This window comes from Hyphobacterium sp. (assembly GCF_965228115.1).
Taxonomy (GTDB): Bacteria; Pseudomonadota; Alphaproteobacteria; order Caulobacterales; family Maricaulaceae; genus Hyphobacterium.
The window spans coordinates 651,413-665,163 of the sequence record NZ_OZ245794.1; the positions used below are offsets into that span (position 1 = coordinate 651,413).

Annotated in this window: 9 protein-coding genes and 1 tRNA gene; 5 read left to right on the top strand and 5 right to left on the bottom strand. The window is 57.6% G+C overall.

Going from position 1 to position 13,751, the window contains the following annotated elements; translation table 11 throughout:
• Nucleotides 1-51: 51 nt before the first annotated feature.
• Complete coding sequence (locus ACO079_RS03615; protein WP_421791857.1) at nt 52-1,257, bottom strand: PDC sensor domain-containing protein; 1,206 nt, start codon at nt 1,255-1,257, stop codon at nt 52-54.
• A 133-nt stretch (nt 1,258-1,390) separates the two neighbouring features.
• On the opposite strand from ACO079_RS03615, the gene ACO079_RS03620 reads away from it, so the two are divergent.
• A tRNA-Ser gene (locus tag ACO079_RS03620) sits at nt 1,391-1,478 on the top strand.
• Between the two features lie 117 nt (nt 1,479-1,595).
• On the opposite strand, the gene ACO079_RS03625 is transcribed toward ACO079_RS03620, so the two are convergent.
• Nucleotides 1,596-3,821, bottom strand: a complete 2,226-nt coding sequence (locus ACO079_RS03625) for a M3 family metallopeptidase (protein WP_421791859.1) — start codon at nt 3,819-3,821, stop codon at nt 1,596-1,598.
• A gap of 173 nt (nt 3,822-3,994) precedes the next feature.
• On the opposite strand from ACO079_RS03625, the gene ACO079_RS03630 reads away from it, so the two are divergent.
• The 3 genes from ACO079_RS03630 to msrB all read left to right on the top strand — a co-directional run bounded on the left by ACO079_RS03630 (nt 3,995) and on the right by msrB (nt 8,792).
• The gene (locus ACO079_RS03630; RefSeq protein WP_421791860.1) at nt 3,995-5,122 is read left to right on the top strand and encodes an efflux RND transporter periplasmic adaptor subunit; all 1,128 of its coding nucleotides are present in this window, start codon (nt 3,995-3,997) and stop codon (nt 5,120-5,122) included.
• Nucleotides 5,119-8,244 (top strand): efflux RND transporter permease subunit, encoded by a 3,126-nt coding sequence (locus ACO079_RS03635; RefSeq protein WP_421791861.1) that lies wholly within the window; start codon nt 5,119-5,121, stop codon nt 8,242-8,244. Before ACO079_RS03630 ends, ACO079_RS03635 begins: the two co-directional genes overlap by 4 nt.
• Before the next feature lie 98 nt (nt 8,245-8,342).
• On the top strand, nt 8,343-8,792 hold the full coding sequence (msrB, locus tag ACO079_RS03640; protein WP_421791863.1) for a peptide-methionine (R)-S-oxide reductase MsrB: 450 nt from the start codon (nt 8,343-8,345) through the stop codon (nt 8,790-8,792).
• Nucleotide 8,793: 1 nt separating this feature from the next.
• Here msrB and ACO079_RS03645 read toward each other — a convergent pair whose 3' ends face one another.
• Nucleotides 8,794-9,891: a hypothetical protein gene (locus ACO079_RS03645; RefSeq protein WP_421791865.1), complete on the bottom strand. Its 1,098-nt coding sequence runs from the start codon at nt 9,889-9,891 to the stop codon at nt 8,794-8,796.
• A gap of 158 nt (nt 9,892-10,049) precedes the next feature.
• Here ACO079_RS03645 and ACO079_RS03650 point away from each other — a divergent pair, with 158 nt between their 5' ends.
• Nucleotides 10,050-11,543: an exopolysaccharide biosynthesis polyprenyl glycosylphosphotransferase gene (locus tag ACO079_RS03650; protein ID WP_421791867.1), complete on the top strand. Its 1,494-nt coding sequence runs from the start codon at nt 10,050-10,052 to the stop codon at nt 11,541-11,543.
• Here ACO079_RS03650 and ACO079_RS03655 read toward each other — a convergent pair.
• Together ACO079_RS03655 and ACO079_RS03660 are read right to left on the bottom strand one after the other, a co-directional pair.
• Nucleotides 11,540-12,658 (bottom strand): glycoside hydrolase family 5 protein, encoded by a 1,119-nt coding sequence (locus ACO079_RS03655; protein ID WP_421791869.1) that lies wholly within the window; start codon nt 12,656-12,658, stop codon nt 11,540-11,542. The genes ACO079_RS03650 and ACO079_RS03655 overlap by 4 nt on opposite strands.
• A complete protein-coding gene (locus tag ACO079_RS03660) occupies nt 12,652-13,743 on the bottom strand; it encodes a GNAT family N-acetyltransferase (RefSeq protein WP_421791871.1) in 1,092 nt (363 codons plus the stop codon). Before ACO079_RS03660 ends, ACO079_RS03655 begins: the two co-directional genes overlap by 7 nt.
• Between the last annotated feature and the right edge of the window lie 8 nt (nt 13,744-13,751).

The following is a 13,751-nucleotide window of genomic DNA, read 5'->3' on the forward strand; positions in this document are numbered from 1 at the left end:
CCTCTTACCCATGTCACACGCATCCGGCCAGAGTTATTTTTGTTGTCTGCCTCAGGCTGCTGACCAGCGCGGTTCCGAATTCTTGTCCCGAGCATTGCCCTGCCGCTTGAGCCATCGATAGAGCCAGCGAACAATTGCTTGTGAGAAAACGCCGAGGAACGAAAATATAAAGATCATGCCCGCCAGCTTGGACGCCTGCCGATGCACCAGCCATCCCGGGCGGCTGATCACAAAATACCAGCCCGGAGTTTCAATGCGGGCATACGCCACGATCCGGTCGTCACTCGTTACGACGACCCCATTGGCTCTTCCGTCCGCCCGGATTGCTTCCGAGATGATATCGGAACGGGCTGACAGATTGGCACCATTGACCAGTTCCGGGGTCAGAACTTCAGCAAACAATAATTCCCGATGGGCGATCAGATCGCCATCCCGCGTGAGGATCATATTCTCAGAATCTGGTTCAGCATCCACAATCGCATTGGCGAGATAGGTCTGCATCGATATCGTGATGCCAAACGCACCCAGATGACGCCCGCCAGCCCGGATAGGCGTGTGACATCCTGTGGTCAAAGCCGATCCATCTTCCACATAAAGCAGGCGCGTTAATTCCGTGCACGCCGTTATTCCAAGTGGATTATTCACGGGATCCACGACGGTTGCCGTCATCTGATGTTGAAATCCAAAGTCCGCAGGCGCGTTCATCCTGTAGAATTCCAAGCGATCCTCGCGTTGTGGAGCGAAAATGATGAGGTCATTGTAAGGCGTGAAAAAGTAGATGTTATCGAACCGCGAATTAATCGCTTCGCCGGTTTGCCGAACCGTGTGATAAGCCGCCAGCAAACGCCGCTGACGGTCCGGAGTCATGGCGTCCGCATTCGGGATAAAGGCGCCAACACCATAAACGAAATCTCCACGCTCATCGGCCTGCCCCTCAAACAATTCAGGCACGGAGCGGCGGGTACCGTCTCCATATAGCGGGAATAAACGGTCGAACTCTGCCGACACATCGCGATCCCCGATTGCCGCGAGCCGCCGGCTAAAGCTGCGTTCTGCTGCAACCTCGATGGCCCGGACATCCTCAAACAAGGCTCGCTGACGGTTGGCGCGTTCTTCTATGTGAAGCGCGCTCTGCTCCATCAGCCGGTCTTCAAAATAGGGATCAAGCGTCAGATAGCCTGTAATCGCAGCCGTTGACGCCACACCCAGAGCGACCAGACAGGTCAATCCTGCCTGTTTCCAGTTAAAGCGGTTCATATGACTTCCCGTTTAGTTTTTTGTTTTACCCACCAGGAAGATCGTGCTTACCCCGTCAGGGTTAATATCCCGCTACAGCTGAACCGTTATGCGTGCTTGATCACAGATGGTGGGTCCGGCTAAACCCGTCCGTGGAGACGTGGCCGAGTGGTCGAAGGCGCTCCCCTGCTAAGGGAGTATACCGCAAGGTATCGAGGGTTCGAATCCCTTCGTCTCCGCCACCTTTTTCTGAAATGGTGACAACAAGCAGGCGAATGCGTACGCGTCTTTGTGTTCGGCAACAAAAAAGCCCGGACAACAAGGATTGCCCGGGCTCTTGTCTGGATTTCGCTAAAGGATCAGCCGCCGGTCTCGATGAAACCACGGTTCCGCAAGAGCGGCTCGACGCTCGGTTCGCGCCCGCGGAAACCGACGTAGGCATCCATGGCCGGTTCGCTGTCACCGGCTGAGAACACGCTGTCGAGTAGGCGTTGCGCCAATTCAGGATCAAAGATGTCGCCAGCCTCCTCAAAGGCAGCAAAGCCATCATTGTCGAGCACGCCCGCCCAAAGATAGCTGTAATAGCCAGCCGAATAGCCCTCACCTGCAAACGTATGCAGGAAGTGTGGCGAGCGGTGGCGCATAGGGATGGCGTCAAGATTATCCCGGCTTGCCAATACGGTCTGCTCGAACTCGTGAATATCCACATCGGCTGGATTGGGTTCCAGGTGGTACGCCATATCCACGAAGCCGGAGTTCAGGAACTCAACCGTGGCAAAGCCCTGATTGAAGGTCTGAGCCTGTAGCACACGCTCAAGCAATTCCGGCGGCATAGGCTCCCCGGTTTCGTGATGCAGCGCAAAACGCTCCAGCACTTCCGGCTGCTCCAGCCAGTGCTCGTAAATCTGCGCCGGGAATTCGACAAAATCGCGGTCTACAGATGTTCCCGCCAGGCTTGGGTAATCAGTCGCCGACAAGAGACCGTGAAGCGCATGGCCAAACTCGTGGAACAGCGTGCTGGCATCCGTAAAGGACAACAGAGCCGGTTCACCCTCGGCCGGGCGGTTGTAATTGCAGTTATTGATAATGATCGGAATGTCGCCGTTCACGCCGTTTTGTGGGCGGAAGCTGGACATCCACGCACCGCCCCTTTTGCCCGGTCGCGCAAAATAATCGCCGTAGAACAGGCCGATCACCTCGCCTTCAGGATTGGTCATTTCCCAGACCCGCGCGTCCGGGTGGTAGGTGGGAATATCAAAACGCTCGTTGAAGCTGATACCAAACAGGCGCTCGGCCACATAGAATTGCGCCTCGATCATATTATCGAGCTGCAGATAGGCTTTCACTTCGCTCTGGTCGAGATCATACCGTTCGGCGCGGACCTGCTCGGTGTAATAGCGCCAATCCCATGGCGCCACCTCGTGATCGAGACCAGCGGCGGCAATGCGGGCCTCAATATCGCCCTGCTCTTCCAGAGCCCGGTTCCGGGCCGGCCACCAAACTTGTTCCATGAGCTCAAGCGCCGCATCCGGCGTACCGGCCATCGTGCCGCCCGTCCGGTAGTGCGCAAAGCTTTCATATCCCAACAGGTTTGCCATTTCGAGGCGAAGCTGAAGGATGTCCCGGATGGTTTGGTGGTTGTTGTTGTCGTTCTCGTTGTCGCCGCGCGTCATCCAGGCCGTCCAGGCCTCTTCGCGGAGTTCACGGTTCGGCGAAGTCTGAAGGAAGGGCTCGACACTGGAACGGGCAAGCGTGACGACATGTCCTTCCAGACCGCGATCTGCGGCGGCACCTGCCGCAGCCGAGACGATATAGTCCGGCAAGCCTTCAAGATCTTCCGCGTCCAGCGCAAGCGTCCAGCCCTCCCGGTCAGCTTGTTCATTCTGGGCAAACTGGGTGTACAGACCAGCAAGACCTGCACGCACCTCTGCAAATCGCTCCCGATCGTCACCCTCCAGCTGAGCTCCGGCGCGAACGAAGTCGTGGTGCGTGGTTTCAAGCAAACGCAATTGCTGGGCATTCAGACCCAGCGAATCGCGCTGCTGGTACAGGCTGTCGATCCGAGCGAACAAATCGGCATTCAACGTGATCGAGGCCGAGTGCGCAGCGAGGCGCGGGCTCATTTCGCGTTGAATGGCACGGATATCGTCATTCGAAGCTGAGCTGGCCAGATTGAAAAAGACCCGGCTGATCCGGCCCAGGTCAACGCCGGAGGTTTCCATCGCCAGGATTGTATTGTCGAAGGTGGGCGGTTCGCTGTTAGACGCGATTGCGTTGATTTCCGCGGAATGAGACTCGAACGCCGCATTAAACGCCGGGACGAAATGTTCTTCCGAAATCAAATCGAATGGTGGTGCACCATGTGGTGTCGTCCACTCCGCGAGAAGCGGATTGTTCTCGATCGCCGGATTCGGGCCGCTCGTATTCTCTTCGATCGGCGTCTCGGATACGGCAGAGTCCATTTCAGCCATGCTGGCTTCATCCACCATTGTGTCAGATGCGTCAGCCGCATCGTTTTCTTGCTGGGAACAGCCCGCGAGCAAAAGAGCCGAAGCTGCGGTGCCAATCAGGAGCGATGACTTCATAACGAAACCTCAATGTGATGGAAGGGTTATAATGTAACGCGCGTTCTAGCGACTGGCGAAATCCGGCTCAACACCAATTGCAGTCCGGGAATTCGTGCCAAAGTCCTCTGTACTGGAAATGATGACCTTGAAGTCCGGGACAAAAGGCGCATTTTCGCCGCCCGGAGGTATCAATGACCCGCGCAGCCACTCTCATCGTCGTCCTCGGCGTATTTGCCGCCATGACGGCCATCGTTCTCTTCCGGTCGTTTGGCACCGAAGAGCCATCTGGCGGTGGCTGGGGCGGGCGGACAACGCATGTCGCCGCCTTCATCGTTGAAACAAGGGAATTCGCCGATGTTGTCGAAGCTCTGGGTACGGCTCGAGCGAACGAAACCGTCACCATAACCGCGCGCGTTTCTGACACGATCTCACGCATTAATTTCGATAGTGGCCAGCGCGTTGAAGCCGACGACATTCTGGTCGAACTGACCGATACCGAAGAAGCAGCCAGCCTGTCGGAGGCGCGCGCCACTTCACGCGAAGCCCGCCAGGAATTGAACCGCGTCCAGGATCTGATCGATCGAGGCATTGCGCCACGCCAACGCCTCGACGAAGCCAATGCTGCCGTTGATCGTGCCCGTGCGCGCGTGAACTCGATCGAAGCGCAACTGGCAGACAGAATTATTCGTGCCCCCTTCGGCGGTGTTGTCGGATTAAGAGAGATCAGTACCGGCAGCCTGGTGCGTCCCGGCGACCCCATTGTCACGCTGGATGATACGAGCACGATCAAGCTTGATTTCCCGGTTCCCGAGCGGTTTCTCGCGGCTTTGCAGACCGATCTGCCCGTTCAGGCCCGAACATCTGCTTATCCCGACTACGTTTTTGAGGGCGTAATTGCCCAGATCGATAGCCGGGTAGATCCGGTCACGCGAACCATCACGGTGCGTGCGGAAATCGATAATTCCGATGCCCGCCTGCGGCCGGGCCAGCTGATGACGGTCGATATCCGCAGGAATGAACGTATGAATGCCGCCGTGCCGGGTTCTGCCATCACCCGGTTGCGGGAAAACACCTTTGTTTACGTGATTCAGACCGGTGAAAACGGATCACTGATAGAGCAGCGTCAGGTCCAACTGGGCCTTCGGCAGGGCGATTTGGTGGAAATACACTCCGGGCTGAATGCCGGCGAGCAGGTTGTCGCCGAAGGCGTACACCGGGTCCGCAACGGGATGCCGGTTTCTGTCACAGAAACGCGCGGCGGACGCGAAAACGCCGACCTCGATGCCAGCTTGACAACAAGCCTGACGGGACAGCCATGACACTTTCCGACGTCGCCGTCCGCCGGCCCGTGCTGGCCTTTGTGATCAGTGCGCTGATCATTGTTTTCGGCACGCTCGGTTTCCAGCAATTGCCGCTGCGCGAACTTCCCGATGTTGATCAGCCGATTGTCTCGGTTTCAGTCGATTATCCCGGCGCGAATGCAGAGGTCGTCGAAAACCGCGTCACGCAAATCATCGAGGACCAGCTTTCGGGGATAGAAGGTATCGATCTGATTTCATCGTCATCGCGTGATGGCGGGGCCAATATCTCGATCACATTCGACCTGAGCAGAAATATTGAAGCCGCAGCAAATGACGTGCGCGATGCGGTGTCTCGTGTCACCGATGCCTTGCCGCCGGAGGTCGAAGAACTCGAAATCCGCAAGCAGGATTCCGATGCGCGCCCCTTCATGTGGTATTCGCTGATGTCCGACCGGCTGACGTCGGAAGAACTCACGGATTTTGCGACCCGCAATCTGATTGACCGGTTCAGCGTGATCGATGGCGTCGCACAGGTGCGAGTCGGCGGTGAGCGGCGCTACGCTATCCGCGTTTGGCTCGATCCTCAGGCCATGGCGGCTCGCCAGATCACCGTTGCTGACATCGACGCCGCTTTACGGTCACAGAATATCGAGGTGCCCGGCGGGTCGATCGAAACCGATGACACAAATATCGTTGTCCGCGTCGAACGCCTGTTTGCAGACCCGGAGAGCTTTGAACGTCTCCCGCTCACGACCGGAGAAGGCGGTCATATTATCAGGCTGGGAGAGGTCGCAGATGTCTCATTAGAGGCAGAACAACCCCGCACCCTGTTCCGCGGCAATGGCGAGAACATGATTGGGCTGGGGTTTGTCCGACAAAGCCAGGCCAACTCCGTGCAGGTTGCCGATGATGTTGCGGCAATCGCTGATCAGGTCCGGACGACATTGCCTGAAGGTATGAGCCTGATCGTCGCATCGGATGACACGATTTTCATTGAGGAATCCATTCGGGAAGTCTGGCGTACCTTGTTTATCGCGGCGACGCTTGTGGTCTTCATTATCTACCTGTTTCTCGGCAGCTTCCGCGCCGCCATAATTCCCGCAGCCGTCGTTCCGGTATGCCTGGTGGGTGTTTTTGCCGGGCTGGCGCTGGCCGGATTCTCCATAAACATCCTGACACTTCTCGCCCTGGTTTTGGTGATTGGCCTGGTGGTCGATGATTCCATCGTCGTGCTTGAGAATATCCAACGCCGTGTTGATATGGGCGAGCCCCCGGCGCTCGCCTCGCTTCGCGGCGGCCGGCAGGTCTTTTTCGCGGTGATTGCCACAACCGCCGTCCTCGTTTCCGTCTTTGTCCCGCTGGTGTTCCTGCCAGGATTTATCGGCCGGATATTCAATGAGCTGGCTCTCACGATTGCGGTAGCCGTCATTCTCTCCAGCTTTGTGGCGTTGACGTTGTCGCCGATGATGGCATCAAAGCTGATCAAACCCTCAAAACAGGCGCGCGGGCCCGCCAAATGGGTCAATGGGATCGTTCAAAAACTGCGGTCGAATTATCGCTCCAGCCTCGAGATTGCCGTGCGGTTTCCATTGGCGATCATCCCGGTCATTGTTATCGCGCTCGGCGGGTCAGTGTACTTGCTGGACCGGTTGCCCGGAGAGCTGACCCCGCCAGAGGATCGCGGTGGCTTCTTTGGCTTTTTCTCAGGCCCCGAAGGCGCAAGCTTTGACTATATGAGCGACCAGGCCGATGCCGTTGAACGCGTTGTGCTCGACTATGTAGAATCCGGTGAACTTCGCCGCGTTCTTGTCGTCTCGCCTGGCTGGGGCGGATCCGGATTCAATTCCGGCATCGTTATTGGCACCATGGTGCACTGGGACGACCGGCGCGATGGCGCGGAGATCGTCGGCGAGATCAATGGCCAATTTGGCCAGCTGACGGGTGTTCGCGCTTTTGCATCCATGCGCTCAGCGCTGAGCGGCGGGGGCGGGGGCGGAGACGATATACAGTTTGTGTTGCAAGGACCGGACTATGAAGCGCTGGACGCCGAGGCTGAACGCCTTTTAGCGGCTATCAGATCGGAAAACCCTGCCCTGTTGCGGGCTCGCAAAAATTACGAGCCCACCAGCCCGCGTTTTGTGGTTCAGATTGATCGAGAACGAGCCGCGGCGCTCGGCGTATCCGTGGCGGATATTGGCCAGACCCTCCAAACGCATCTCGGTTCCCGCCGCGTTGGACAGTTCATCGATGACGGCGAAGCCTACAATGTGATCATGGAAAACCGGCGTGATCAGAGATCCAGCGCTCAGGACCTTGAGACGCTTTTTGTGGAAGGGCGGGAAAACCGGCTGATTCCGCTTTCCAACCTTGTATCGATCCAGGAGGTTGGAGAAGCATCGTCACGCAACCGGATTAACCGGCAACGGGCGATCACGGTTTCGGCGACGCTTGCTGAGGGATATTCGCTTGGCGAAGCCGTCGGCTGGCTGGATGGTTGGGCAGAACGCGAATTGGCTCCGGGTTTTTCGACCACCTATCTTGGCGGCGCAAAGGAATTTCTTGAGGCCAATTCAGCCCTTCTGTTCGCCTTTGGCATGGCGCTATTGATTGTATTTCTTGTGTTGGCGGCTCAGTTCGAAAGCTTCATTCAACCCTTCGTCATCATGCTTACCGTTCCCCTGGCCGTGACCGGCGGATTGTTTGGTCTGGAACTGATCGGTTCCAGCTTGAATATCTATTCTCAAATCGGGCTTGTCATACTCATCGGGCTCGCAGCCAAAAACGGTATCTTGATCGTCGAGTTTGCAAACCAGCTCCGCGAGGATGGGCGCGATGTGATGACGGCCACTCTGGATGCCGCTGAAATACGGTTCCGGCCAATTTTGATGACCGGACTGTCGACCGCAATTGGCGCCGCACCTCTCATGCTGGCGGATGGCCCGGGTTCTGAAAGCCGGATAACCATCGGCGTTGTGATTTTCACCGGCGTTGCCGTGGCGACCCTGTTCACCCTCTTCGTGATCCCCGTGGCCTACAGCGTGCTGGGCCGGTTCACAAAAACGCCGAACTGGATGTCAAAGAAGCTTGAAGACGAAGCTCAATCCGCAGGTGGGCAACCCGTGTCGAGCGCGCAGAACTGACAAGCCCGTTCTGCGATCAACTCTGCGCGATCCTGGTGGCAAAACCTGACAGCCATAACCACATCCGGGGTCTGAACGGAAAAAAGGAAGAAATCGCTATGGGCAGAACGTATAAAAAAGATGCTGACACCATCTCTGGACTCACCGCCGAACAATACCGCGTTACCCAGGAAAACGGCACAGAACGACCCTTCACAGGGGAGTATAATGATCACAAAGAGATCGGCATCTACGTCGATATCGTTTCCGGAGAGCCACTATTTACGTCTTTCGACAAGTTCGATTCTGGCTGTGGATGGCCGAGCTTTACCAGGCCAGTTGACGCTGAGAACATCAATGAATTACGGGACACTTCACACGGCATGATACGAACCGAAGTGCGGTCGTCACATGGTGACAGCCATCTCGGCCATGTTTTTCCTGACGGACCAGCAGATCAAGGCGGGTTGCGCTATTGCATCAACTCTGCATCCCTCCGCTTCATACCGGTCGCCGACCTTGAAGCTGAGGGATATGGCGAATTCGCCAAGCTTTTCACGCAAACTTAGATCAGCTTTCAGGGTCCGGCGGGGGACCCTGAAAATGAGCGCGCGGGTTTTGGCAAAGATCATGAGCCAGAACCCCCATCAACCTGCCATCCGGTCCAAAAATATTCTCATAAGAGCGGCACTCATCGCGGGTTTCTCCGATTTCCCGCAAGAAGACCGTCCGACCCTCATTCAGATGGACCTCGGTGACATCCAGCTCCCGCACCGAGGCCATTCGCAAATCTTCATTGACGATTACACACTCAATGCGGCTCTGGTCGCTGCGCAACACTCGCACCGCCGTATTGGTTTCGGACGGTGAATAGGCGTCAACTGCACCGACTGCATCCGGCACTTCATCCAGGCACAACATGATGGCGTCATAACGGGTCAAAAGATCCCGGCTCCAGTCCCACTGCCCGCCGGTCTCCCGTGCACATCCCTCGAAACCTTCATCGCCGACCCGGATTGACGCGAAATAGCCCCGCTGAATTCCGTCTCCGGCTCCACATGGGCCGGCCTGATAGGCCGCCGAAACCGGCGCTCCTTCGACCGAAACATAACGCCGGAAACCGGGCGCAGCCGCCTCGGGCACCTGACGCAGCGTGGCGAGGATCGGCTCACGATCTACCGCGATCAAAGAAAATTCCGCGAAGACGATACCGTCCAGCTCGTAGAACGAGGACTGTGATCGCCAATAAGGCGTCTCTCCCCCGGCCTCCATTACATAAGGCGTTTCCGGACGTGTGGCCGCAAAGGCCGATCCGACACTGGGATAAACAAATCCGCTGGCGGCGCTCGCAGCACCGCCGCCACTTCCGCCGGTGACAATCTCGCCGAGCTCGATCTCCCGCGATTCCGGAACGACAGCGCCGCGGCCAGTTCCGCTTACTTCCACTTCTGTGAGAGCCTCTTCGTTGGCCGTATCATCTCCCGTTTCACCGTCCACCAGCACAACGAGTGCTTCCTCATCGCCCTCACCCGGTGCGGGCTCAGGAGCAGGCGCAGGCGCAGCTACCGCCGTAGAAATCAAATCTTCGCGTGGAATTCCGTCCGGCGTGTACGCGCACCCGGCGGCGAACAAACCGACTGTGACCAAAACGATTATCCGGCAATTCATCGATGTCCCCAATTCATCGCAACCAGATCAACATACAGGCAAAACCGGCTAGCGCGAAGCCTGTCATGTTCAGACTTGGGTAACCACGTCCGACAACGGTTTCTTTTGGTTATGGGACTATTATCCGGCGAGATTAAATTTGATCGGAGCCGGTCACCATGAATGATCGTTCGCATGCTCAAGGACCATTTTCGCCGGCAAACGATGTGTCGGCGGCGTTTAACGGCACATTGCCAGGCAACAAACGCCGGGCTGACCCTTCATGTATCAATCCACCCATCAATCGAATTGATCGGCCGACGCTAAGCCGGGTCTTTCAGCTCGTTGATGGCGGCATTATGGCTTGCCTCGTGGCAACAGCGGTCCTGGTCTATATGGCAAGCTTTTGGCCGATGCTGGTTTTCGTTGGAGTGGCGGCCGCCGGCTTACGCCTCAGCAGCGTTTATAGGATCAGAGCTCGACGCTCGGCTTGGCAGCACGTGGCTTTTGCCGTCATCGCTTTGGGGATGGCCGGCACGGCGACGATTTTGCTGGCCCGCCTCGCCGACCCGGCCATCGTTCTGGCAGCATCGCAGCTTTCAGGTGTCGGCGCGGCAACCCTTCTTGTTGTGCACTGCATCTATGCATTCTTTATCGAGTTCTGGGCCCGCCAAGGCCGATTGGCGTCCAACGTGGTCGTGGTCGGCGCAACCGCAAATGCGCGCCGGTTGATCGAAGCCAATGGCCGCAGCAAGTCAATCAATATTCTTGGCGTCTTTGATGACCGTCAAACCCGCAGCCCCTCAACGCTGGCTGGCGCACCCTATCTCGGAACCCTTCAGGAACTGTCGCATTGGCCGCTGCTTCACGAGGTCGACCGAATTGTCGTTACGGTGACGCCACATGCGGTCGATCGTGTCCGGGAGTTGCTGGCGCGGCTCTCAGGGCTGCCCCAACCGGTTTCCTTGCTGCTCGATTTCGAGAATTTCAATCCAAAGCGCCAAAAGCTGGAAGATATCGCGAATGTTTCAGCTGCGCGGCTATCTGGCCAACCCGCTTCGCCGGGCTGGGTAATCACGAAGCGGTTGCAGGATCTGCTGATCGGATCCGCGATGTTCCTTGCTGCCTTGCCTGTGATGGCGGTCCTCGCGGTCCTGATCAAGCTGGATTCTCCAGGCCCGGTCCTTTTCCGGCAAAAGCGCGAAGGCTTTAATGGTCGCCTGATCGAAGTCCTGAAATTCCGCTCCATGCGCAATGATCCTGCTCCGAAAAACGGCGCAGTGCGCCAAGTCGAGCGCGATGATCCGCGCGTCACGCGAATCGGCAAATTTATTCGCAAGACCAGCCTGGATGAACTCCCACAGCTCTGGAATGTGCTGAAAGGCGACATGTCGCTCGTTGGTCCGCGTCCTCATGCGCCCGGCATGCGCACAGGTGCCGCCCTAACATCCAGCCTTGTGGGCGAATACGCTCATCGCCATCGCGTAAAACCGGGTCTAACGGGCTGGGCACAGGTCAACGGATCGCGCGGCCCGCTCCATACGCCAGAATCCGCGCGCGAACGTATCCGCTATGATGTTGAATACATTGCCCGCGCCAGCCTGTGGTTTGATCTCTGGATCATGTTGCGTACCGGGCCCGCCCTGTTGGGCGACAGCACCAATATCCGCTAGGGCCGCGCGCGATTGCGCGACCAGAATTCTTGAAGCACAGCCAGCATGGGCGCATCCGCTGCTGGTCTTAAAGCGCGTTGTTCACGGCCATAGTGCGGGATCCAGGCATTTTCCTGTGAGTCATAGGGCTCCCACCCCGTCTCCCAGTGAAAGAAGGCCGAGTTCGCGCCGTGTGAGTCCAGCGACTCCATTCGATAGCGCAGGAATTGTTCAGCGCCATGAGCCCAGCGGCGCACGCCAAATTCGCCTAGCATCCAGCGACCGGCGACAGGCGCATCAAGCCTCGCCTGCTCGGGCGTGAAGGATGCTGCGCTCATCGGATCGCCATGCGTATAGGCGAAGGGTTCATAGTCATGGACGGTCAAAACAGTATTGGACGCCGGGGGCACCGAGAAACCATTCGCGCCGCTGAGATGCGCATAGCCATCCGGGCTGATCAGCAACGGCGTTTCGGCATCAACGGACCTAATAGCGTCCGCCAGCGTTCTGGCCATGCCTGACCAGGGCGAATGGCGCACAATGTGGCTGCCATTCGGTTCAACCATGAGAAGATACCCGGCCACACTCTCATGACCTCGAAACTGGCGGGCGGCGTGGCGCCACATTTCAGCCCAGGCCGCTTGGGCTTCGGCATCCGACCAGACGCGCTCATTTATCATCGAAGCCGGAAACCAATCCCCGGGACTATCGCGATGAAAAGTAAACTCTGATCGTCCGGGACCTGTCCGGAATCCGATGACGGTAAAAATCCCTCTTTGCCGACAGCGTTCGACCATGTCGGCGAGATGATCTTCTATTGCGCGATCCTGGCGGTAGGGAGCCGTTTCAGAGAACAATCCCGGATGCGAGAGCAGAGCGAAATTTGCACCCGCAGCGGCCAGACTATCCAGCGCCTGATTGGTGATCGGCGCGCCCACCGAACCGCTCCCTAAAAACACGTCGCCATCAATTTCCGGATAGACCCGCCTTTGCGGAAACACCGCGCCGCGCAGATGCGGACCGGTGGAGTTATTCCAGAGGTCGATTTTCGGAGATGTTCGGGCTTTTTGACAGCCCATGGTAAGAGCCGCAGCGCCTGAAATCAGGACGGTCCGGCGGTCAGGCCCGATTACCATGCATAAAAGGCCGCTAGCTTGTCGGCTTTGCGCAAAGCACGCCGCGGCAACGATCCGATTTTACCAAGAGGTGCCTTTTCGCAGGCCCCCGCTAGCACCTGGCTGACACCTCTGAGAACGGCAGGAGCGGAGCGCGTCATCATACAGCCCTGCCACAACGGCACCTGATAGGAGCCCAATTCCAGCTTGAAACGGTATTCACCAGGGCCAAGCTCCAAACCCGTATGGCCACGCTCTGCCGCATCTTTGATCATCTCAATTAGGAGGAGCAATCCCGGACTGATCCGATTGAACTCCGGGTCATAGGCCGGAAACCAGTAATGGGTTAGCGCCTCGCTCGCCATGCCGATATGAACAGCCGCGATCTTGCCGCCAATCCGCAGTGTTGAGCAGGTGCCCCTGAAGCGATCTGTCTGGGTTTTCAAGATAGCTTCGAGGAGCGTTTTGGTCCAACCCACAGAAAACACGTCGAAGACCTGCGTCCGGTGATATTGCTGACGCTTCCACTCAATCATGGTGTCAAAGACGTCCAGCCGTTCATCCTGCAGGCAGAATTCAAAACCCTCTTCAACTTTTTCAAGCCGGCGCGTGCGCGAACGGATATTCTTGAAAGCACTCGGCGACAAAAGTTGGCGGTGAGCTTCATAGGCCTCAAAACCGCCGCTGAGATCACAGACCCAGGATCCGTCCTGGGTTCGGCCATAGTCGCGCCACTTCTGATCCACCCCGACCGCGCTTTGAAATTCAAACAGTGGTACGCCGCTGGCGCGCAACCAGTCACGCGGATCAGCTTGGGCTCCGCCCGGCTGAATAAGTCCCTGAACATCACCCAACGGACCACCGAGCGGCCGCGCATAACCCACCTTGCCCAGCTGCAAGGGCAAGAAGCCCAGCAATTCTCCACTTCGGCGCGCCACAATCACGCGGGTATCGGTGCGCGCGACTTCCATGGCATCCGCGAATTCCAGCCGGAAATAAGGGCTAGTGAGCGTGGAATTGTGGTCGGTGAACTCTTGCCAAGCCTCGCGCTCTGCTGGGCTTAGTTCGCTGGGCTTTTTCAGTTCAGCAGTGATTTGCGACGACATGGATGCAC